Annotated in this window: 18 protein-coding genes; 5 read left to right on the forward strand and 13 right to left on the reverse strand. The window is 45.5% G+C overall.

All coding sequences use genetic code 11. The annotated features are described in order from the left end of the window. Window positions 1-71 precede the first annotated feature (71 nt). Window positions 72-857: a zinc ABC transporter ATP-binding protein ZnuC gene (gene znuC / locus F0231_RS19580; protein ID WP_171761364.1), complete on the forward strand. Its 786-nt coding sequence runs from the start codon at window positions 72-74 to the stop codon at window positions 855-857. Beyond that, window positions 850-1,635 carry a zinc ABC transporter permease subunit ZnuB gene (gene znuB / locus F0231_RS19585; RefSeq protein ID WP_171761365.1) on the forward strand — a complete coding sequence of 262 codons (786 nt, stop codon included), beginning with the start codon at window positions 850-852 and terminating at the stop codon, window positions 1,633-1,635. The genes znuC and znuB overlap by 8 nt, the downstream gene beginning before the upstream one ends. 71 nt (window positions 1,636-1,706) lie before the next feature. Here znuB and purF read toward each other — a convergent pair whose 3' ends face one another. The 11 genes from purF to fabB form a co-directional block, all read right to left on the reverse strand. Next, window positions 1,707-3,221, reverse strand: a complete 1,515-nt coding sequence (purF, locus tag F0231_RS19590; RefSeq protein WP_171761366.1) for an amidophosphoribosyltransferase — start codon at window positions 3,219-3,221, stop codon at window positions 1,707-1,709. 35 nt (window positions 3,222-3,256) lie between these two features. Further along, on the reverse strand, window positions 3,257-3,748 hold the full coding sequence (locus F0231_RS19595; RefSeq protein WP_171761367.1) for a CvpA family protein: 492 nt from the start codon (window positions 3,746-3,748) through the stop codon (window positions 3,257-3,259). Window positions 3,749-3,811: 63 nt separating this feature from the next. Then, the gene (locus F0231_RS19600) at window positions 3,812-4,351 is read right to left on the reverse strand and encodes an SPOR domain-containing protein (RefSeq protein ID WP_171761368.1); all 540 of its coding nucleotides are present in this window, start codon (window positions 4,349-4,351) and stop codon (window positions 3,812-3,814) included. Continuing rightward, entirely contained in the window at window positions 4,352-5,617 is a 1,266-nt protein-coding gene (gene folC / locus F0231_RS19605) for a bifunctional tetrahydrofolate synthase/dihydrofolate synthase (protein ID WP_171761369.1), read from the reverse strand. 44 nt (window positions 5,618-5,661) lie between these two features. Next, on the reverse strand, window positions 5,662-6,588 hold the full coding sequence (gene accD, locus F0231_RS19610) for an acetyl-CoA carboxylase, carboxyltransferase subunit beta (protein ID WP_171761370.1): 927 nt from the start codon (window positions 6,586-6,588) through the stop codon (window positions 5,662-5,664). Between the two features lie 174 nt (window positions 6,589-6,762). Then, entirely contained in the window at window positions 6,763-7,557 is a 795-nt protein-coding gene (truA, locus tag F0231_RS19615) for a tRNA pseudouridine(38-40) synthase TruA (RefSeq protein WP_171761371.1), read from the reverse strand. Between the two features lie 122 nt (window positions 7,558-7,679). After that, window positions 7,680-9,395, reverse strand: a complete 1,716-nt coding sequence (locus F0231_RS21275; RefSeq protein WP_367613490.1) for a FimV/HubP family polar landmark protein — start codon at window positions 9,393-9,395, stop codon at window positions 7,680-7,682. Between the two features lie 50 nt (window positions 9,396-9,445). Further along, the gene (locus F0231_RS21005) at window positions 9,446-12,376 is read right to left on the reverse strand and encodes a FimV/HubP family polar landmark protein (protein WP_253825833.1); all 2,931 of its coding nucleotides are present in this window, start codon (window positions 12,374-12,376) and stop codon (window positions 9,446-9,448) included. 201 nt (window positions 12,377-12,577) lie between these two features. Continuing rightward, complete coding sequence (locus tag F0231_RS19625) at window positions 12,578-13,591, reverse strand: aspartate-semialdehyde dehydrogenase (RefSeq protein ID WP_171761372.1); 1,014 nt, start codon at window positions 13,589-13,591, stop codon at window positions 12,578-12,580. Continuing rightward, entirely contained in the window at window positions 13,588-14,721 is a 1,134-nt protein-coding gene (locus F0231_RS19630) for a 4-phosphoerythronate dehydrogenase (RefSeq protein ID WP_171761373.1), read from the reverse strand. The genes F0231_RS19625 and F0231_RS19630 overlap by 4 nt, the downstream gene beginning before the upstream one ends. Before the next feature lie 256 nt (window positions 14,722-14,977). Continuing rightward, window positions 14,978-16,189, reverse strand: a complete 1,212-nt coding sequence (gene fabB, locus F0231_RS19635) for a beta-ketoacyl-ACP synthase I (protein WP_171761374.1) — start codon at window positions 16,187-16,189, stop codon at window positions 14,978-14,980. 128 nt (window positions 16,190-16,317) lie between these two features. Here fabB and mnmC point away from each other — a divergent pair, with 128 nt between their 5' ends. Continuing rightward, a complete protein-coding gene (mnmC, locus tag F0231_RS19640; protein WP_171761375.1) occupies window positions 16,318-18,342 on the forward strand; it encodes a bifunctional tRNA (5-methylaminomethyl-2-thiouridine)(34)-methyltransferase MnmD/FAD-dependent 5-carboxymethylaminomethyl-2-thiouridine(34) oxidoreductase MnmC in 2,025 nt (674 codons plus the stop codon). A 129-nt stretch (window positions 18,343-18,471) separates the two neighbouring features. Then, window positions 18,472-19,437: a hypothetical protein gene (locus F0231_RS19645; RefSeq protein WP_171761376.1), complete on the forward strand. Its 966-nt coding sequence runs from the start codon at window positions 18,472-18,474 to the stop codon at window positions 19,435-19,437. A gap of 35 nt (window positions 19,438-19,472) precedes the next feature. Here F0231_RS19645 and F0231_RS19650 read toward each other — a convergent pair whose 3' ends face one another. After that, window positions 19,473-19,997, reverse strand: a complete 525-nt coding sequence (locus F0231_RS19650) for an NADPH-dependent FMN reductase (RefSeq protein ID WP_171761377.1) — start codon at window positions 19,995-19,997, stop codon at window positions 19,473-19,475. 139 nt (window positions 19,998-20,136) lie between these two features. Next, complete coding sequence (locus tag F0231_RS19655) at window positions 20,137-20,400, reverse strand: YfcL family protein (RefSeq protein WP_171761378.1); 264 nt, start codon at window positions 20,398-20,400, stop codon at window positions 20,137-20,139. 158 nt (window positions 20,401-20,558) lie between these two features. Here F0231_RS19655 and F0231_RS19660 point away from each other — a divergent pair, with 158 nt between their 5' ends. Next, window positions 20,559-22,697: an LruC domain-containing protein gene (locus F0231_RS19660; protein WP_171761379.1), complete on the forward strand. Its 2,139-nt coding sequence runs from the start codon at window positions 20,559-20,561 to the stop codon at window positions 22,695-22,697. Window positions 22,698-22,702 lie beyond the last annotated feature (5 nt).

Consider the following 22,702-nt stretch of genomic DNA (forward strand, 5'->3'; position numbering starts at 1 on the left):
CTTACTTACTGGTTAAACTTGTCGATAAATGTTACTTTATAACACTGTTCAATTGCAAATGAGTTCCATTCATGTCGGCATTAGTCGAACTCAATAATATCTGCGTTCAGTTTGACGAACGAAAAGTACTCGATAATATCTCGTTCCAACTTAACAGAGGTGAGATCACCACGTTAATCGGCCCAAACGGGGCAGGTAAATCTACCTTGGTGAAAGTGCTACTCGGACTACAACGTCGCTATAAAGGCCAAGTAAAAAAAGCCAAGGGGCTCAAAATTGGCTACGTGCCTCAAAAGTTAAAATTGAATGATTCTCTTCCCCTCAATGTTGACCGTTTTCTCCAGTTAGCTGGTAAGTACAGCAAGCAAGAATTGAATGATGCGCTAAAACTGGTTGGTGCGGAGCATTTACTGAAAAGCAATATGCACTCTTTGTCTGGGGGTGAGAACCAACGCGTTCTTATCGCTCGTGCCCTGCTACAACGCCCTGACCTTCTTGTTTTGGACGAACCCGCTCAAGGTGTCGACGTTCAAGGCCAAATCGATCTGTATGACTTAATCGATACCATTCGCCATCGATTCAATTGCGCCGTGTTCATGGTGTCTCATGACTTACACCTAGTGATGGCAAAGACCGATGATGTACTTTGCATCAACCACCATGTGTGTTGCTCTGGTGCACCTGCTGATATCGCTCAGCACCCTAGCTACATCGCTCTATTTGGCCATACGCACCAACAACCACTGGCGTTTTACCACCATAAGCATAATCATCATCACCACGATTTAGCCGGCGAGCCGGTTGAAGGTGATGTCCACAACTGTTCTCACCATTCACACGGCCACAATCATGATTGAGTTTTTGCTACCTTCTATTCTTGCTGGCCTTGGTATCGCTTTGATTGCTGGTCCACTTGGGTCTTTTGTTGTCTGGCGACGAATGGCTTATTTTGGCGATACGCTGGCACACGCATCACTGATGGGGCTAGCGTTTGGTTTCTTGCTCGATATCAATCTATATCTTGCTTTAACACTTTGCTGCTTGGCGTTAGCAGTCATCCTGGTGACTTTACAAAAACAGCAGTTGGTCGCCACTGATACACTTTTGGGTATTTTAGCTCATAGTGCACTTTCACTTGGTCTCGTCGCAGTAAGCTTTTTAGACAATGTTCGTATTGATCTGATGAGCTATCTATTTGGCGACCTCCTTGCCGTCACCCCTGAAGATCTTACTTATATTTACATTGGCGTTGTCGTTGTTGCTATCGTACTGGCTGTTTTTTGGCGTTCGCTGCTGTCTACCACAGTGAATGAAGATCTTGCTGCCGTTGAAGGACATAACGTCGACCTTATGCGTTTAGTCCTGATGTTAATGGTTGGTCTTGTCATCGCTATCGGTATGAAGTTCGTCGGCGCTTTGATCATGACATCACTACTGATCATTCCTGCTGCGACCGCTCGTCGCTTTGCTCAATCACCTGAGCGAATGGCTATCATGGCATCCGTTATCGGTGGTATCGCAGTCCTACTAGGCCTGTCACTCTCATGGCATTACGACACCCCAGCAGGACCATCTGTTGTGATCAGTGCGACCGGTATGTTTATGCTAAGTCAGCTTTACCGCATTAAGAGTTAGTCGTTTTCGACTCATACACAAACTAAAAAAGCCGACGTTTTCACGTCGGCTTTTATTCGTTTTGAAGTCGCTTATGCGCCTTCGTTATGAAGCTCTAGATTCGCCAGATCTTGCTGAATTTCACGTTGAGTTTTTGCATCATCACTACGCAAAGATTCCAGAAAATCGAGATAAGCTTGGTCGATATCTCCAGTCACATACTCACCATTAAATACCGAAGTATCAAACTGAGTAATATCTTGGTTACCTGAACCAACCGCAGTCACAAGATCTTCAAGTGTTTGGAAAATCAAAGCATCAGCGCCGATTTGGTCACAAATGGTTTGGTTATCACGTCCATGAGCAATCAGCTCAGTCGCACTTGGCATATCAATGCCGTAAACGTTCGGGAAACGAACTTCAGGGGCTGCAGAAACCATAAATACTTTCTTGGCACCCGAATCACGCGCCATCTCAATGATCTGCTCAGATGTCGTGCCTCGAACAATCGAATCATCCACTAGCAGTACGTTTTTGTCTTTAAACTCAGAACGGATTGCATTTAGCTTACGACGAACCGACTTTTTACGTTGCTGTTGGCCTGGCATGATGAAGGTACGTGCTATGTAACGGTTCTTAACAAAACCTTGGCGATATGGTTTATCAATCGCTTGAGCAATACGAAGCGCAATATCGTTCGATGTCTCTGGAATTGGAATAACAACGTCAATATCAAGATCTGCATACTCGTCTTTGATACGCTTACCAAGCAGCTCACCCATTTCGACACGTGCACTGTAAACAGAAATCTTGTCGATAAATGAATCAGGACGAGCAAAATAAACAAACTCAAAAATACATGGGTTAAGTGTTGGGTTATCAGCACATTGCTTAGTGTGCAGCTGACCATCAAATGTTGCGTATACGGCTTCACCTGGTGCAACGTCACGAACAAAGTCAAAGCCTACCGCATCTAATGCGACTGACTCTGACGCTACCATGTACTCAGTAACACCATCGATTTCGCGTTTACCAAGACATAGAGGGCGAATGCCATTTGGGTCACGAAAAGCAATCATACCGTGGCCGATAATCATTGCAGTCACAGCGTAAGCGCCACGAATAGTGCGGTGAACATTTGCAACAGCGCGGAATACATCTTCCGAGGTTACATTCCCTTTAACGGTATCAATTTCGTGAGCAAGTACATTCAGCAGTACTTCTGAATCCGACGTCGTATTGACATGACGGCGGTCCTTTTCAAACAGTTTTTCACGCACATCAGCAGCATTGGTTAGGTTGCCGTTGTGAGCAAGTGTGATACCAAATGGAGAGTTTACGTAGAAAGGCTGCGCTTCAGATGCGCTTGAACTACCCGCTGTTGGGTAACGTACGTGACCGATACCAACATTACCTTGAAGGCGTTGCATGTGTTTTGCTTCGAACACATCTTTAACTAAACCGTTCGCCTTACGCAGACGAAAACGATTGCTTTCTATGGTACAAATACCGGCAGCATCTTGGCCACGGTGCTGCAATACCGTCAACGCATCATAGATAGACTGGTTTACAGGCGTAGTGCCCACGATTCCTACAATACCACACATGTCTTAACCCTCGATTTTAGACAATGACTGGCGCGTTATAGCGCGCCAGATAAGAAACTAGATGTTGCTTGTAAGTGTTCAAAGAAAGGCGCTATAACTCGGCTAAATTCCGGTACAAGCTGAGACCCTTTCCACCACTCTGAGTCTGGAAACGATGTGAACGCATCCATAAAAAATAGTGCAGCAGAAACAATAAGGACACCACGTAAGCCGCCGAAGACGACTCCAAGGACTCTATCTGTTCCTGACAAGCCTGTTTTTTGTACTAGCTGTGCAATCACATAGTTTACGATCGCACCAACCACTAAGGTTGCAATAAACAAGGCCGCAATCGCCGCTCCGTTTCGAAACATATCATCTTCGATGTTGGTGAAGTACACAGCAAGTTTTGCGTAGTACTGACTGGCGATGAAAAACGCACCAAACCAGATCACTAATGACAATGCTTCTTTCGCGAAACCGCGAACTAAACTGATCAAGGCAGATAACCCGATCACACCTAAAATGACGATATCTAATGGATTCATTTTGAACTTACATCTTAAGTTGGCGCGCATTTTAACAGAAAAAACGCTGACGCAAACGTTTTCTTATGGATTTAGTGGTTTAAATTTGAGCAATTGACCTTTCGAACCAGTAATTTTTTCCAATTCGATAATTTGGCGTTCCAGTTTGCTCTTAGAGACATCTGGCCCGATTATTACTCGAGTGAAACCATTTTCTGGTTTGGTATGAGCCTGATACCCACGCTTTTGAAGATCCTTAACGAGGTTCTCAGCATTGTCTGCATTCTTTAATGCCATTAACTGAATTAGCCATGCAGAGTCCTGATATTCATTTCTCTCTGGCACCTCTTTTACGACAACAGGAAGCGGCTCTGCGTCATCAACACTCTCGTCTACAGCGTCAACCACTTCAATCGGCGTATCGGGCAGACCTTGAGAGTCATCGATAGGGTCGAGGATTTCGAAACTCTCTAATTCACTGTCCAGTTCAGGCTTTAATGGAATACTCGCTATTTCTTCTTTGTAGTGTGTTTTCTTTCCGTCTAAAACGTCCGGCAAGACAATCACACCAATCGCAACCAGAATAATGGTGCCAACGAGACGATTTTGAAATTTACTTGCCATTTAATCTCCTTTGTTTTGCCAATGCTCAAGTACCTCTCCCACTGTGTGGAATGAGCCAACGACAAGAATGACATCTTCTTTGTTCGCTTGTGTCATTGCAGCTTCAAATGCAGCAGCTGGCGAAGAGAAGGTTTCTGATACGTTAGGTAAGTGCTGGCATAGCTCACTGGCTTGCGCAGCTCTTGGACCAGTAAGTGACGCTGGGTACCAGTGTGAAGCAACAGGTGCAAGCGTCTCTAGCGTCGATTCAATATCTTTGTCATGTAACATGGCTACAACGGTATGAATACGTTTATTTGGATACTGCTTGGCTACGCGCTCCACCAAATATTCTGCTGAGTGAGGGTTATGGGCAACATCAAGAAGAATGGTTGGTTCAGAACTGATGATTTGCATACGACCTGGCAGTTTCGCATTTTCTAACCCTTTCACAATGTTGATATCGGTGATATCTAAGTGAGAAGTTCCTAATGCCATAAGCGCGGTTGCTGCATTTTGTAATGGCAACCCTGGAACCGGTAGATCTTCAAGTTCATAAGACCCATGAACCCATCGCCACGTATTCTCACTTGTCTGCTCGTAGTTATATTGAATCTCAACTTGGTACAACTCAGCGTTAATATCATCAGCATGCGCTGCCACCGTTGACGGCGCTTTAGGCTGGCCACAGATCGCTGGCTTACCACTGCGATAGATACCCGCTTTCTCAAAGCCAATGACATTGATGTCATCACCTAACCAATCTACATGATCGATAGCTAAGCTAGTGATAACCGATACATCATGATCAACAACATTGGTGGCATCTAGACGCCCGCCAAGGCCAACCTCTAACAGCACCACGTCTACCTTTTCTGTTTGGAACAAACGTAGAGCGGCTAATGTGCCATATTCAAAGAAGCTTAGGCTGATTTCGCCACGCTGTTTCTCGATAAAATCAAACGCTTCAACATGCTTTTCATCTGACATATCTTGCCCGTTGATGCGGACTCGTTCGTTGTATCGAATTAAATGTGGGGAGCTATAAACACCAACAGAGTATCCAGCATCTAGCAAGATAGCTTCCATTAGAGCACACGTAGAGCCTTTACCATTTGTCCCAGCAACGGTGATAACGGTAGGTGCAGGTTTAGTAAGGTTTGCTGACTGAGCGACAGCTTGGACACGATCAAGACCGAGGTCAATCGCTGAAGTATGGATGTTTGTTAAATAATCAAGCCACATCGCAAGTGGAGATGTGGCTTGAGGAATTTGGGTTTGACTCATCTAACTTAAACCAATGAATTGTGGTTGCCTGTTAGTAAGTTACTTTACCCTTTTTCGTCCGCTTCTGGTACAGAATAAGCGTCTTCATTTGGTGAATCGTCGACTGAAACAACCAAAGGTGATGGTTTATTGTTCATCTTCGCCATTAGGCTACCGATGCGCTGACGCATTTCGCGGCGATCAACGATCATATCGATGGCACCGTGATCCAATAGGAACTCACTGCGTTGGAAACCTTCTGGTAAGTCTTCACGTACCGTCTGCTCGATAACACGACGACCAGCAAAACCAATCAGCGCTTTTGGCTCACCGATATTGATATCGCCTAGCATCGCCAAACTCGCAGATACACCACCCATTGTAGGGTCTGTCATTACAGAAATGAACGGTAGACCTTTTGCAGACATACGCTCAAGAGCAGCACTGGTTTTTGCCATTTGCATTAGAGACATTAGCGCCTCTTGCATACGTGCACCACCACTTGCAGAGAAACAGACTAGACCACAGTTTGCTTCCATTGCAGCTTCTGCCGCGCGAACAAAACGAGCACCAACAACAGAGCCCATTGAACCGCCCATGAATGTGAAGTCGAAAGCACATGCCACGATTGGCTGGCCAAGCAGTTCACCTTTCATAACAACAAGCGCATCTTTCTCGCCGCTGCTCTTTTGTGCAGCTGAAATACGATCTTTGTATTTCTTGGAATCTTTGAACTTAAGCTTATCTTGCGGCTCAAGATCGTCTGCGAGTTCAACACGATTGTTTTCATCTAGGAATGTTTCTAGGCGACGACGAGCCTTCATTCGCATGTGATGGTCACATTTCGGACATACTTCTAGGTTACGCTCTAGTTCAGCGTGGTAAAGCACCTGTTCACATGAAGTACATTTAGTCCAAACCCCTTCAGGAATAGACGCTTTACGTGAGCTTACGATATTGCTTTTTTCTAAAATCTTTTCAAGCCAACTCATGGAAGACCTTTTCTCTCTACTCCTCCGCCAAAGCGAAGGATACAAATTCTGAATTTACGCGTGAGGATTAAAGCATATTAAATGCCAAGTGTAGACAAAAAACTGGTTGTACCTATTTCCTGAATCAATTTCTCACGCACTAAGACTTTGATAGTTTCGACAATTTAACACGGTTTAGTTCAAGTTGTCTGGCAAAAATAGTGGTCCAATCGGCACTCTTGGCAATTCAAATTCTTGTGGGTAATCCACATCCACTAAATAGAGCCCTTCTGCTTTTGCTGTTGCTCCAGCAAGCTTGCGATCTTTTGCTTCAAGTAGCTCTGCAATCCATTCTGGATTTTTCTCACCACGCCCGACACAAATCAAACTACCTGTGATATTTCGTACCATATGATGAACAAACGCATTCGCTTTAATATCTATCACAACATACTGATTATGACGCGTGACGTTAATGTGCATCATATTTCGCCATGGGCTTCGAGACTGGCAATGTGTAGCGCGAAACGACGTAAAGTCATTTTCACCAAGAAGGTACTGAGCGGCTTGATGCATTTTCTTTTCATCCAGCTCGCCATGGTAATGACTCACGCCAGAAGACAAAATACCTGGTCGAAGCGCACTATTGAAAATGATGTAACGGTATCGACGCGCAGTGGCCGAAAAGCGGGCATGAAACTCCTCAGGTACCTCTTTTGCCCAACGAACCGCAATATCATCAGGTAAATTGGCATTCGCTCCCATTGTCCATGCCACCATCTTACGTGATGCAGTAGTATCAAAATGGACAACTTGCCCAGTGCCGTGCACTCCAGCATCCGTGCGACCTGCACACTGAACTTCGATAGGGTGGTTTGCAACAACGCTCAATGCACGTTCTAAGTTCTCTTGAACGCTCTTAACGTCTCTTTGACGTTGCCAGCCATAGTATTGAGTGCCATTGTATTCGATGCCTAAAGCAATTCTCATTGGATATTCTCGCAGGATTGATTGACCTAAGAATGGGGCGGGAAGTATATACCAAAAAGTAAGGGGGCTAAACTGCCCCCTCACTGATCATACTCGCTTCTGTGCCTACTAGGCCGTTAGCCCTAACCTTTGTTGATTGTATCAATCAAGTTCTTGGCTTCTCGACGGATTTCATCACTGCCATCAACAATAGCTTCTTCGAGAAGTTTAATCGCACCTTGGCCGTCGTTCATTTCAAGGTAAATCTTGGCAAGATCCAACTTACCCGCGGCTTCTGAATTGGCATCGACATCCGCTGAGTCACCAATATCTCCGATTACGTCAGGGAAATCATTTAAGCCAACATCAAGTTTGAGATCCTCTTCAACGAACCCATCCTCTTCTGACTCAACCTCTGCCATTAACTCATCAATGGTGCGGTATTTATTTTCTTGAGGAGAGAAGTTATCAAGGTCAGGCTGCTCTTCCCAGTTTTCTTCGAGCACTTGTGCTTGCTCTGGCAAGTTATCCTGAGACCAAATATCTTGCTCATCTTCTGGGATTTCATCAGGAATAGTGGCTTGCTGTTCAGGTGACAAACTAAAGCCATTCCAGTCTTCACCAATTTCAAGCATTGCATCGATATCAAGGCCTGCACTATCGGAAACGTCACTGTCCACAGGGCCGTCAAATGAGAAGCGCGCTGGTTCACTATCGTCTTCCGCTAGTAACTCATCAAATGCAGCTTCGTTAAACTCTTCACGAGACACATCTAAGTCATTTGAGCTTGCGGTTGTCGCATTCTCTGCAGGAATCTCATTGAGATCTGGCAACTCAACAGAATCAAGCTCAAAATCATCACTGCCCTCAAGTAGCTCTTCCGAGCTTGGCTCTAGTTCAGCAAGTGCGTCTTCTTCGTTGAACTCTGGTAGATCTAAATCATCCAGTTCAAATGAAGGCTCTTCCGTTGTTGGCGCTTGTGGCTCGACAACGTCTGGGATCTCTAGCTCTGGCTCAGCTGCCACATCGGCTATGGCATCAGCAAGAGCATCTTCTTCGTTGAACTCAGGTAGATCTAAATCATCCAGTTCAAATGAAGGCTCTTCCGCTATTGGCGTTTGTGGCTCGACAACGTCTGGAATCTCTTGCTCTGGCTCAACTGTCGTATCGGTAAGCGCATCAGCAAAAGCATCTTCTTCGTTGAACTCAGGTAGATCTAAATCATCCGGTTCAAATGAAGGCTCTTCCGCTATTGGCGTTTGTGGCTCAGTAACGTCTGGGATCTCTAGTTCTGGCTCAGAAGTCACATCAGCCATTGCATCAGCAAGAGCGTCTTCTTCGTTGAACTCAGGTAGATCTAAATCATCTAGTTCAAATGAAGGCTCTTCCGCTGTTGGCACTTGCGGTTCAGTAACGTCTGGGAGCTCAAGATCTGGATCAGCTGCCACATCTGCAATAGCGTCTTCTTCGCTGTACTCAGGAAGCTCTAAATCATCAAGTTCAAACGAAGGCTCATCCGCTGTTGGCGCTTGTGGCTCAGCAACGTCTGGGATATCAAGTTCTGGCTCAGAAGTCACATCCGCAATCGCATCAGCAAGAGCGTCTTCTTCGTTGAACTCTGGAAGATCTAAATCATCAAGTTCAAACGAAGGCTCTTCCGCTGCTGGCGCTTGTGTCTCAGCAACGTCTGGAATCTCAAACTCTGGCTCTGCTGCCACGTCGGCAATAGCATCAGCAAGAGCGTCTTCTTCGCTGTACTCTGGAAGTTCTAAATCATCCAGTTCAAATGAAGGCTCTTCCGCTGTTGCCGCTTGTGGCTCGACAACGTCTGGGAGCTCAAGCTCTGGCTCTGCTGCCACGTCGGCAATAGCATCAGCAAGAGCGTCTTCTTCGCTGTACTCTGGAAGTTCTAAATCATCAAGTTCAATTGATGATTCTTCCTCTGTTGGCGCATTTGGCTCGAGAGCTTCCGTTTCTGCAAAAGACGCAATGCTATCTTCAGCTTGTACTTCTGCTGGTTCATCGATAAGCCAGTCATCATCTTGAGGAATGCCAAACTCATTTGGGATCGCTTCAGGTGTTGATAGACCACTTTGTTCCAGCTCAACAACCGGTTCAGCTTGCTCTGGAACTTCTGGAACTTCTGGAACTTCTGGAACTTCTGGAACTTCTGGAACTTCTGGAACTTCTGGAACTTCTGGAACTTCTGGAACTTCTGGAACTTCTGGTCTTCATCATCAACGGCAACAGCTTCGCTTTCATCGTTAGCCACTGATTCAACTTGAGGTGTTGGTTCTTCAGTTTCTAGCGCTTCGGCAATGGAGTCGAGGTCATCTGATTCAACATTAAAATCTGGGTTCTCAACTTCATCAATTGCAGCGGTGAGCCAATCGTCTTCATCTTCAATTGGCTCTGGCTCTGGCTCTGGCTCTGGCTCTGGCTCTGGCTCTGGCTCTGGCTCTGGCTCTGGCTCTTCAAGAGTTTCTAATTGCGCTTGAGTGTCAAGCTCTAACTCTTGTTCACCAGTTGGTTCTAGGTCTGCGTCAAGGTCAAGCTCATCAAGCAGCGGATCGGCCTCTGGCGCGACGCTAAGCATATCGTCAATAAAGTCTTCACTAGAGAAGTCTTGCTCAGCTGACGGCTCTTCAATGACTTCCAGTTCTTCAACATTAGACGGCTCCTCGGTGACATTAGGCTGCTCTAGCTGTTCGTTAAGAAGTTCATCAAAGTCTGTTGCACCGAATTCTACTTCTGGCTCATCTTCGCTTTGCTTTTCAATATCAAGCAATTCTTCGAACAGATCGGTGCTTTCATCACCCAAATCATCACTATTGGACTCACTAACAGTGCTATCAGCGACGTCAGCGAGTAAGTCAGTGCTGTCTTCTAAATCAAAAGATTCCTCTTGGGTATTACCAATAAGGTCATCAAGTTCCGAATCTAAATCGAACTCACTGTCATCCTCAGAGTCAGTAATAAACTCGTCTAGTAGGTCGGTGCTATCTTCATCTAACTCTTCTTCAGCGCCGATCAACTCATCAAACGGATCACTTTCAATGTTTGCTTGAGTAGGTTCAGGGCTATGCTCGTCTAACAACTCATCAAGCAAATCGGTACTTTCTGAACTGATATCAACACTGTCTTCTTCCAGCATTTCATCGAGCAAAGCCGTCTCATCAATTGAGTTAGCCTCTAATGCATCGAGATCAGCTTGCTGCTCCATTTGGGCAAAGATGTCATCGATTTCATCATCAGACGCTAAGCTTGGCTCAGACAGGCTATCACCTGACTCATCACTTAAATCAAACGTGTCTTCGCCTTCGTCCAGCAAGTTGTCAAAGTCGAGATCATCACTGCTATCAGCGTCGTCTTGTGTTTCATTGAAGAGGTCATCTAATAGAGATTGGTCCAGCGAGTCAGTACCTAACTCTTCAGCCTCTCCATCCTCTGCAAGCAGAGAGTCAAAATCATCTTGCGAGAAGCCACCTTCGTCTGAAAGGTCAAAGCCAGTTTCTGGTTCGTCGGTACCATCAATGACAACTTCATCAAGCGCGCGTTCCATCTCTTCGAGACCCAGCGCCTTGTCTTCACCATTAACACTAATACCACTTGAGCCTAGGTCTGCATCAGCAAGCGACTCATCTAAGTCGCCATCATCACCAATGCCTGCAAATGGGTCTTCGTCATCCTCACCTTCCAAGTTGAAGTCGAGATCACTGTCATCAAGATCAGCAAAAACATCCGCATCACCATTGCTTTCATCATTAAGATCAATGTCATCGCCAAATAGCTGCTCACTATCACTTTCCGACTCACCAAACAGATCGTCATCAAGTAGCAAGTCATCATCAATATCTTCGTTGAGAGTTTCTGCGACAGGCGGAACAACTGGCGGCGGCGACTGCTCGGTCATTTCTTGTTGCGGCTGCTCCTCTTTGTTAGAGCGGCGGCCTAGCAACATGACAACAAGCAAGCCAATCAACAAACCAGGAATAATGGCTAAAGCTGCAACTAGCCAAGTATTAGAGAAAAGTTCTTCTAGTGGTGATGGAGCAAGTTGTTTCTCGTCAGCAACACGGCGGCGCTCTTCTTCCAACAGCTTTTCAACTTCATCACGAATGCGGTTTTCATCACCGAGTTCATCTTTTAAAACATCCACCTCAGACTGAACATCAGCCAGCATGAGTCGAAGTTTATGATTCTTCTCTTCCAGTGCCATCAACTCGGATTCTGACATCTCTAGTTGATTTTCAAGGCTTTTAACCTGCTGTTGATTTTCGCGTTTAGCAATCTGTTTTAGATCGCTATTGTCCAACGTAGTTGGTTTAACGTCTGGTGATTCAACTGGCGCTGTTGATTTAGAGACGGGAGCTTCCGAAGCAACAGGGGTAGGACGCGGGTTAGGAGAAACTTTGCCAAGCCTCGCCTGATGAGCGTTCATTACATTGACAGCTTCTTCAGTACTCACGCTGCGAACTTGGTTTAGCGACGGAATTCGAATGGTACTTTGAGGGATCAGCTCATGGATATTTTGATTATCAAACGCTTGAGGGTTTAACTGATAAATGGCGTAAAGCGTTTGTTGAACCGAAACTGAGTTGGACGGACGTAACTGACTGGCGATACCCCAAAGCGTTTCTTGGGAGGTCGTTGGTCCATAAAAGCGCGACGGCTCTGCTGTTGTACGATTGCTGCGAGTAACAGGCTCAGAAAACTGGGGAGCCGATTGAAGCTCACCATTTGGCCCTTTAAGGCGAATGCTCTCAGCATTTACGATAGAAGTTTGAGTCACGGCAACCATTGCTAAAGGCAACAGTAGACGCTGGAAAAGTCGACGCATATAAGGCTCAGCTATGTGCTCAATTAAAAATTAATGTAATGATCTGTTAAATATATCGGATAAACCCACCAAAACTATAGGTGTAGAGCTAAAAAATGTGTGTCTAGCGCCATAATCGCATTAATCTCACACAAATTTTTCACGATCGATTAAAAAAGCCTCACACAATGGCGAGGCTTTATAAATCAAGTTATCAACCGATTAGTAGTAATCGCGAATCAGGACTTCAGCAATCTGTACTGCATTGGTTGCGGCACCCTTGCGGACGTTGTCTGCAACTACCCATAAGTTCACACCGCTATGGTGGCTAATATCATTGCGAATACGTCCTACCATTACGTGATCTTTTCCACCAGCATCGCGAACTTGAGTCGGGAAGTCTTCACCTTGGAATACTTCTACCCCTTCCGTGTTCTCTAGTAGATTGATCACCTCTTGCGCATCAATCGGTGCGCACGTTTCTAGATGGATCGCTTCTGCGTGACCGTAGAATACCGGAACACGAACACACGTTGGGTTTACCGTGATACCTGGATCATTGAAAATTTTCTGCGTTTCCCAAACCATCTTCATCTCTTCACGGGTGTAGCCGTTTTCCATGAACTGATCAATTTGTGGGATACAGTTAAACGCAATCTGTTGAGAGAACTGCTCGTTCTCAGCTGGCATGCCATTCAGCAACTTAGCAGTTTGACCAGCTAACTCGTCAACCCCTGCCTTACCAGCACCTGATACTGACTGATAAGTCGATACGTTGATACGCTCGATACCTACCGCGTCATGGATTGGCTTTAACGCTACCAACATTTGAATCGTTGAGCAGTTAGGGTTTGCGATGATATTACGGTTACGAAACTCAGCAATAGCTTCTGGGTTGACTTCAGGCACAACTAACGGAATATCGTACTCGTAGCGGAACTGGGAAGTATTGTCGATGACGATAACGCCTTCATCAGCAGCGATTGGAGCCCATTTCGCCGACAATTCACCGCCCGCAGAAAATAGACCAATATGAGCTTGAGACCAATCAAACTCTTCGACGTTTTGTACTCGTACTGTCTTACCATTGAAACGGTAAGTCTTACCGGCACTACGCTCACTCGCTAGCAAGAAGATCTCACCAACCGGAAACTTGCGCTCTTGCAGCACCTCAAGAATTGTTTCACCTACCGCGCCCGTCGCGCCTAGTACAGCAACATTGTATTGTTGGCTCATTGACTTACCTCAACCTGAAAACCTAGTTTTTCTAGTGGTGACAGTCCACATGACTCATCTCCCACTAATGTGACAGCACTGTACTCACGACGATCCCAGTAATTCTTACGCATCAGGTCAAACGCACCTGGCTTACTGATTTCTCGACGGAATAAGGCGTCATCTTTGCGCACATCATAGACTAGCTGTGTAATGTTATGCAGCGTTGCTTCGTCCCATTGACGGTCCACTACCAATTTAGGTACTGGCGCTGTCGGCAGCAAGTCACTGGCATGCGCACGTAATTCGTTATTTAAGAACTCACAGTAGCTGTTGAATATCATCGTCGTACCGCGAGCTTTCCCTTCCAGACCATAACCTGCAACGTGAGGGGTTGCGAATGCTAGCAGAGGCAGAAGCTCCATATCAACCTCTGGCTCAAATTCAAACACATCTAATGCTGCAATAAAGCCATCATTTTTCTGCAAACGCGCTTTTAAAGCAGTGTTGTCAACGATAGGGCCGCGAGCCGCGTTGATCAGAATCTGGTCGCTACGCAGTTGGTTCAGCACTTGTTCATTGATTAAGTGATGAGTTGGATACTTGCCATCACGAGTAATCGGGGTGTGCAATGTTATTATATCGGCTTGCTCAAGCAACTCTTCAACGGGTGTAAAATGGCGGCTATCCCCTTCGTCTTGTTTAATCGGGTCATTAATAAGTACCTTGATCCCAATCCCTTCAAGACATTTCTGCAAGTAACTGCCGACTTGACCCGCACCGATAATACCCACGGTTTTATCGAATACTGAAAAGCCATGCTGCTGAGCTAACACCATCATAGCGCTAAATGCATACTCAGCCACCCCCACTTTGTTACAGCCTGGTGCCGCAGTAAAGAAAATACCTTTATCTCTTAAAAGTTGCTGGTCAACGTGGTCCATGCCTGCTGTCGCAGTGCCGACAAACTTTAATTTGTTAGCTTTAACGATCAGTTCTGCATTCACTTTGGTGACAGAGCGGATCATCAATGCGTCAACATCGACAAGATCGTCAGCAGTTAAGGTTCGACCAGACTTTAGAACAACGTCGCCCAGCTGGCTGAACAGTTGCTCAGCATAAGGCATATTTTCATCGATAAGGATTTTCATGTAGTTACTTGAGTAGAGTTGCAATTGATTTGATTGTGCAGAAAAGGGCAGCCACTGTCGAGGGATTAATGAATGCCAAACTGCAGATAGAAAAATGCCCGGCATAATAGCCGGGCAATAGTCCAGAACAAAAGGATCTTAACCCGCTCTCCATGGATTAAAGTCTGCGTCTGTTCGATTCACCTTGATAACAAGGTGTATCAGCTCTGGAAACTGGATTGCACGTGCGAGCGAGAAGCAAGCACCGCAAATTCAGTTAGCCTTGGTACTTCTTGATAACTAAAGTAGCGTTCGTGCCACCAAAACCAAAGCTGTTCGACATAACTGTTGTTAACTCAGCGTCACGAGCTTCAGTTACGATGTCTAGACCTTGTGCTGCTTCGTCTAGGTTTTCTACGTTGATGCTTGGAGCAATAAAGCTGTTCTCTAGCATAAGTGTAGAGTAGATTGCTTCATGTACACCTGCCGCACCAAGAGCGTGACCTGTCATCGCTTTAGTTGCAGAGATAGCTGGGCTGTTATCACCAAATAGCTCTTGAATCGCACCTAGCTCTTTAACATCACCAACAGGTGTTGAAGTGCCGTGAGTGTTAACGTAATCGATGCTATCGACATCTTGCATTGCCATCTTCATACAACGCACAGCGCCTTCACCAGATGGAGCAACCATGTCGTAGCCATCTGAAGTTGCACCGTAGCCTACGATTTCACCGTAAATTTTAGCGCCACGAGCAAGAGCGTGTTCTAGCTCTTCGATCACCATCATGCCGCCGCCGCCAGAGATAACAAAACCGTCACGGTCTGCGTCGTATGTACGTGACGCTTTATCTGGTGTTTCATTGTATTTGGTTGATAGTGCGCCCATTGCATCAAACATCATAGTTTGAGACCAATCTAGCTCTTCACCACCACCAGCAAAAACGATGTCTTGTTTGCCAAGTTGGATAAGTTCCATTGCGTGACCAATACAGTGTGCAGATGTTGCACATGCAGAACTCATTGAGTAGTTCACGCCACGAATTTTAAATGGTGTTGCAAGACATGCAGAAACAGTAGAAGACATTGTACGTGGTACCATGTAAGGACCTACACGCTTAACGCCTTTTTCACGCATGATATCTGTCGCGACTGTTTGGTTTAGTGCAGAAGCACCACCAGAACCAGCAACAATACCTGTGCGATCGTTAGATACTTGCTCTTCAGTTAGGCTCGCATCTTCAATTGCTTGCTGCATTGATAGGTATGCATAAGCAGCCGCGTCACCCATAAAGCGCATCTTTTTGCGATCGATGTGCTCTGATGGATTAATCTTTAGATCACCCCAAACCTGTGAACGAAGGCCATGTTCCTTAAATTGCTCAGAGGAAGTGATACCAGATTTGCCCGCTTTTAGAGACGCTAAAACTTCTTCGACGTTGTTACCGATACTTGAAACAATACCCATACCGGTGATTACGACTCGTTTCATTATGACATTCCTATAATTCAAAAATCCGCTAGATAATAACTAAGATAGTGAGGAAAAGTGGTCAGCTTTCCCTTAAAACCGTACAATTACGCCAATATTATCGCATCTACTCACATATTTCCGACATTATGACCTCGATAACCAACGCACAACTGGACTGGAACGATGCTGGCACGCCTGTTTCAGATCAATTCGATGATGTTTACTTCTCTAACGTGAACGGTCTAGAAGAGACTCGCTACGTTTTTTTACATCAAAATCATCTCCCACAAAGATGGCAAACGTATGACCAACGCCGCTTTGTGATTGCTGAGACTGGCTTTGGTACGGGGCTTAATTTCCTTGCCGTTTGGCAATGGTTTGATCAGTTTAGACAACAAAACCCTGAGTCGACACTAAAGGAGCTGCACTTCGTTAGCTTCGAAAAATACCCGCTTAGCCAAACCGACCTAGTTAAAGCCCACAGCGCCTGGCCTGAACTCGCTGAGTATGCGAAGAAACTCCAACAACACTACCCTATTGCTGTACCTGAATGTCATCGCATCGTATTGGAAGATGGTGCCATTACGCTCGACTTATGGTTTGGTGATATCAAAGACTGCATGCCAAAAGTGCCTGTCACAAAAGAAGGCCTCGTCGACGCTTGGTTCCTAGATGGCTTTGCGCCAAGTAAGAACCCTGAGATGTGGAACCAAGACCTGTTTAATGGCATGGCTAAACTGGCGAAGCAAGATTGTACCTGCGCGACATTCACTGCGGCTGGGTTTGTTCGTCGAGGCCTTATTGAAGCTGGCTTTGAAATGAAGAAAGTCAAAGGCTTTGGTACTAAGCGAGATATGATTGCGGGCAGCTTGCCCACCAAGAAAGCGGACTCAAACGTAAAGCCTTGGTTCTACCGTGAGCAGCCTAAAGCAGCAGATTCAATCGCCATCATCGGCGGTGGCGTGGCGAGCGCAACACTAGCGAAGACGCTCACTCGTCGCGGCAAGCACGTGACGCTCTACTGCCAAGATGAACGCCCAGCCCAAGGCGCTTCAGGGAATCGTCAAGGAGCCGTGTATCCACTACTAAATGGCGGTCATGAAGGTGTTTCACGCGTATTTGCTCCGGCATTTTTATTTGCTCGTCAGTTTGTTGAACAAGCCGCAGAAGAGATTCGCTTTGATCATAGTTGGTGTGGTGTGACACAACTTATGTGGAATGACGACGCAGCGAGAAAGCTAGAGAATATGCTCAAAGGCGATTTCGACAACCAATTGATTGAACGTTTAGACGCTGAACAAACTGCAGAAACGATCGGTTTACCGATTGATATGGCCAGTGTCCACTACCCACTTGGTGGCTGGCTCTGTCCGGCTGAGTTAACTCAAGGGTTAATTGCTCAGCTAGAGCAAAAAGAGACGTTCACAGCTCACTTCAATACTAAGATTGAACGTTTAGAATGGAGTAATGAGCAGCAAAGCTGGACGCTATCCGCAGGTGAATCAAACTTTACTCATGACACCGTCATTGTCGCAAATGGCCACCAGTTTGCTGAGCTTGAACAGACGTCAGAGATCCCACTTGGTCAAGTGAAAGGTCAGGTTAGTCATATTCCGACGTCAGACAAATTAACTAAGCTCAAAACGGTACTTTGTTACGACGGCTATATGACGCCAGTTAACCCTAACAATGGCCATCATTGTATTGGTGCAAGCTATGATCGCTCTCATTTAGACAATGTGTTCGATCCTGTCGCGCAGCAAGAGAATAGCGACAAATTACGAAAATGCGTACCAAATCAAGATTGGGTAGAGCAAGTTGACACATCAGGGAATCAGTCACGACAGGGGATCCGCTGCGTAAGCCGAGATCATCTTCCTTTTGTTGGTAACGTGGGTAAATTAGATGAAACCGCAGAAGTGTACGCTGAATTACACAAGAAAAAGCCAGCATTAAACGCGGTCAACGTACCAAACCAGCCGAACCTATTTTGTATGTTAGGGCTAGGCTCTCGCGGACTCAGCTCAGCCCCTCTACTTGCTGAAGTCTTGGCATCACAAATTTGTGGTGATCCTCTTCCATTGCCAGTGGATGTTCTAGAGCAACTCCACCCAAGCCGCATGTGGGTAAGGAAGCTAAGAAAAGGCAAAGCAATTAATAAACTGCAATAGATTGGGGGAGTTTATGAATTGTTAGAGGTTTCGCACAGATTGATATGCAACATTTAGCAATACGTATATTAAACTTCAAACAGTCTCTAGTTTATTTACAATACGTCCGATTGAAAAAGGACTATATCTATGAAAAAAACACTGTTGGCTACAACTATTACATTACTAGCTCTTACGGGCTGTAATAGTAATGATAATACCGCATCATCAACTACACCAACCACATCAAGTTACAACTTTATTGATGAAGCTGTAAAAGGTTTATATTACGAATCCGCTACACAGTCTGGCTGCACTGATGATACAGGCCTATTTAGCATTCAAGACTCTGAAAGTGTTGATTTTTATTTAGGCCGTTGTGATGAAAACAATCAACCTAATTGGACTGATAACGATATCAAGATTGGCACTGTGACAAATGCTTCAACAACCACAACACCTTTTGACCTGCTGGTGAATAGTAACTCTGAAAGTGCCGATGCCGTAACAGTTGCAACTATCCTCAAATCTTTAACAAGCGATGCTGGTGCAGCTCAACTTGACTTATCTGGTCTATACCTTAATGAGAATGGAGTCGATGTACGAACAACACTTCAAAACCTGATTAATTCCCCATCGACCGATGCTACAACAGTTTTAACCTCAGCTCTGTTTACACAAATCGAAACAGCAAACACTAGTAAGGCTCAGCCTCTAGAGCATAGTGCATTTAAGAACGAAACAGATGTGGAGAATGAACTTCGCAGCACTCTTGATGCTATTAATGGTGAGCTAGTATTCCTTACATCAGATCTTGTAGGTAAAACAGCAACGACACCTGCTGGTGTAACATATACTTTCGGTGCCGAAGACTCAGCCCCCGCTCAGGGATATTACTCAGCAAGTGGTGCACTGAAGGTGAATAACCCTAATGACCCAAGTTTGACTGATAGCGCATGGGGCATTTTCAACGGCTCACAATTTGCCGATGCCGGTGAGTTATATATCCCAAATGGTTACACTATCCACATCCTTGATAAGCGTACTGATAGCTGGCTAGTAAGTATTGATGATGGCGGCTTAACTGAAAGAACAGAAAAGTGGTCAATTAATTAAGCGCAATATGCCCTGTAAAACAGGGCATATTATATTTATCTTAATACATAGACTACTTGTTCTAGCTGTGTCATCAACTCTTGGTTACGGAAGCTATTTGTCTCTAAATCGAAGTTATCGTAAAAGCTTGGTACAGAAAGTGATGCCTTCACTTCAGCGCCAAAGTAAGGAGCAGAACCTATCGCAGCAGCAAGCACTGTCTGTGCACCACCCGGCCCTGGCGATGTTGCTAGGTAAACCACTGGCTTCTGTTGGAACACATTGCGCTCTATGCGAGTCGACCAATCAAACAGGTTTTTATAAGCTGCAGTGTAAGAGCCGTTATGCTCTGCAAAAGAGACAATAATTGCATCCGCTTGAGCTAGATCATCCAAAAACGCTTTCGCACCTTCAGCTTGACCAATCTCTTTCTCAGTATCTTCGCTAAACATTGGTACTTGGTAGTCATTGAGATCAAGTACTTTTACTTCTGCTCCTTCAAGCAGATTTGCTGCATAAGACGCTAACGTTTTATTGATTGAAGTTGAGCTATTTGATGCTCCGAACGCGACAATTTTCATACTCTGTTTCCTTTGGTTTCCCTTTCTCTTTATAAACAGAATATCCTTTGCTCAGAAAACCAACAACCTGAAAAAATTTAAGGGCTTGTTCAAAATATTCGAACAAGCCCTATATATGTCACTCACGTCACGTCGATGATTATGCGTTGTTGACCAACTCGACCCATAAATCGTGAACAATCGTGCGGTCTGCAGGTGTTAGCTCTGAGCGCGCTTCATCAAGGCTGCCTTGAATACGCTGCTTTAAGACTTCAACATCATTGATGCCTTCTTCTTCACACGCTGCTGCGGATAAAGAAATATGACCACGCAGATAACCACCAGCAAATAATTCATCATCTGATGCCGTTGAAATACGAGCATCAATTAGCTCTAGTAGCTGCTCTTCAAATTCAATAATCATTTTGCTTTATCGCCTAATTCAGTTTGATTCTCAAAAAGAGCGCCAAGCTTCTCATATTGATAATCGCAACGCAAACCCTCCGTCATATAAGGGCTCGCAGCATGGCACGCGCTGTGCAGTCTATCAAATAATCACTTTCGATTAGCGAGGAAGAGCGGATGAAAATTCAGGAGAGAACAATACTAATAACGACGGCCTCGGCCATTGCCTTGACTGCGATTCCTGTCGCGGCGGAAACCCCCTTTACCAGTTGCCCGACCCAAGCATTCTTAATTCAAAATCCTTCGGGGGCTCCTGTAGCCTATGGCGTCAATATTGATGTCGGTAGTTACGTCACCCTAGACTCTACATTAGGTACAAGTAAGCTTAACGCGGTGGGTTATAGCAAACACGACGACTTCATCTACGGTTGGGACTACGACAACCAAACGCTGTCTAGATTAGACGCTGATTTCGGCAAAACCATTCTAACCATCACTAAACCTTCAGGCACACCTGGCTCTATCTATGTCGGGGATGTCGCTCTCGACGAGAATGCATGGTACGGCTATCGCCCAAGCTACGGCCTTTACCGAGTCGACTTGGACACATTAGTAATGGAGTTATCTTCACCATCAGGCGTATTTGGCAACCCTTCTATATACGATTTAGCCTTTCATCCATCGAATGGCCTCGCTTACTCTATCGATGCCACGGGTTACCTTTGGGAAATCGATGTCAGCGCGGGTACATCAACTCGCCTAAACCAGGTGCTAAACCGCGATGAACTCGGCTATCGATTTACTTTTGGGGCCGTCTACTTTGACGTAGATGGGAATTTCTACGCCAGTAACAACAGTAACGGCTACGTATTCAAAGTGACTATTGATGACCTTCAATCAACAGCTGAGTTCTTTGCTTATGGCCCATCAAGTAACTCGAATGATGGTGCACGTTGTGCCCTCGCGCCTGTCGAGCCAAGCGAATACACCGATTTTGGTGATGCGCCGGACAGCTATAAGACTACATTCGCCGCCTCGGGTGCCCGTCATGGTCTTTCCGATCTTAAATTGGGCTCTGTGATTGATGGTGAGACCGATGGCAGCCCTTACCCTCTGAGTGATGACCTTTCTGATGGTTCTGACGATGATGACGGTATCCAGTTCCCAGTGCCCATCCAAGTTGGCAACACCAGTAAAATTATTGCAACGGCTTTAGGGACATCATCGGGTTCTGTTCTCAACGCATGGATAGATTTTGACCGCGATGGCGAGTTTGAATCAAACGAGCAGATTATTGATGATCAAGCTTTGACTGACAGCACTCACGACGTGTTTTTCACTGTACCGACATGGGCTATTGCGGGCGAGACATGGGCGCGCTTTAGAATCTCAAATACTTCAGGGATCGGGCCAAGTGGCGGTGTACCCGCTGGCGAAGTTGAGGACTACTTGATTGATGTAACCGAAAGCGGTGTAAGCACACAAACTTACCCAACTGGAGGAGGCTTCACAACATTTGCCTATGAAGACCAATACCCTTTGGTGGGTGACTACGATATGAATGACGTATTAATGAACGTCAAATACACAGAGTACCAACTTAACAACCAAGTCATTCGAATGAAGATAGAGGGCAAGGTGGCTGCATTAGGTGGCGATTACCATTCAGGTTTTGCCATACGTCTACCCGATGTCGCTCGAGAGGACATTAAAGAAGATTCCGTTGAACTGATTGTCAATAATGTCTCGATGAGTGGCACTGTATTAGAAAGTGATACTACCGACGCTGTTTTCATCATTCATGAAGATTTATGGGACATCACGGAACCGGGCGAGGCAGAAGCGTGCTCCATGTTCCGTACTCAAGAGAACTGTGGCACGACTTATAGACCAACTTGGAGCCTGACATTCTCACTTGAGAACGCAGTTGGTAATGATGTCATGCCCGACTTCCCTTACGACCCGTTTATTTTTGCAGCTCCTGGACACTATTACGGTGATATCGGACATCAAGTCAGTGGTGGGTATCCGGGTCGAGCATTAGAGATTCACCTGAAAAACCAATCACCAACTTCTAAATTCGACAATCGCTACAAATCTTATGGCGTCGATGCTTCAAGCGGGAACACCCATTATCACAATGCCAATGGCCTTCCTTGGGGTATTGAAGTTCCAACGGATTGGAAACACCCGATGGAGCAAAAGAATATCCTTCAAGCCTACTCTGAGTTTGCTCAATTCTCTCTCGATAGTAGCGGACAAACTCAACCTACTTGGTATATGTCGCCAAACAACAATTTCATTTACGTAGATTAGGAGAC

The organism is Vibrio sp. RE86 (assembly GCF_013114545.1).
GTDB lineage: Bacteria > Pseudomonadota > Gammaproteobacteria > Enterobacterales > Vibrionaceae > Vibrio.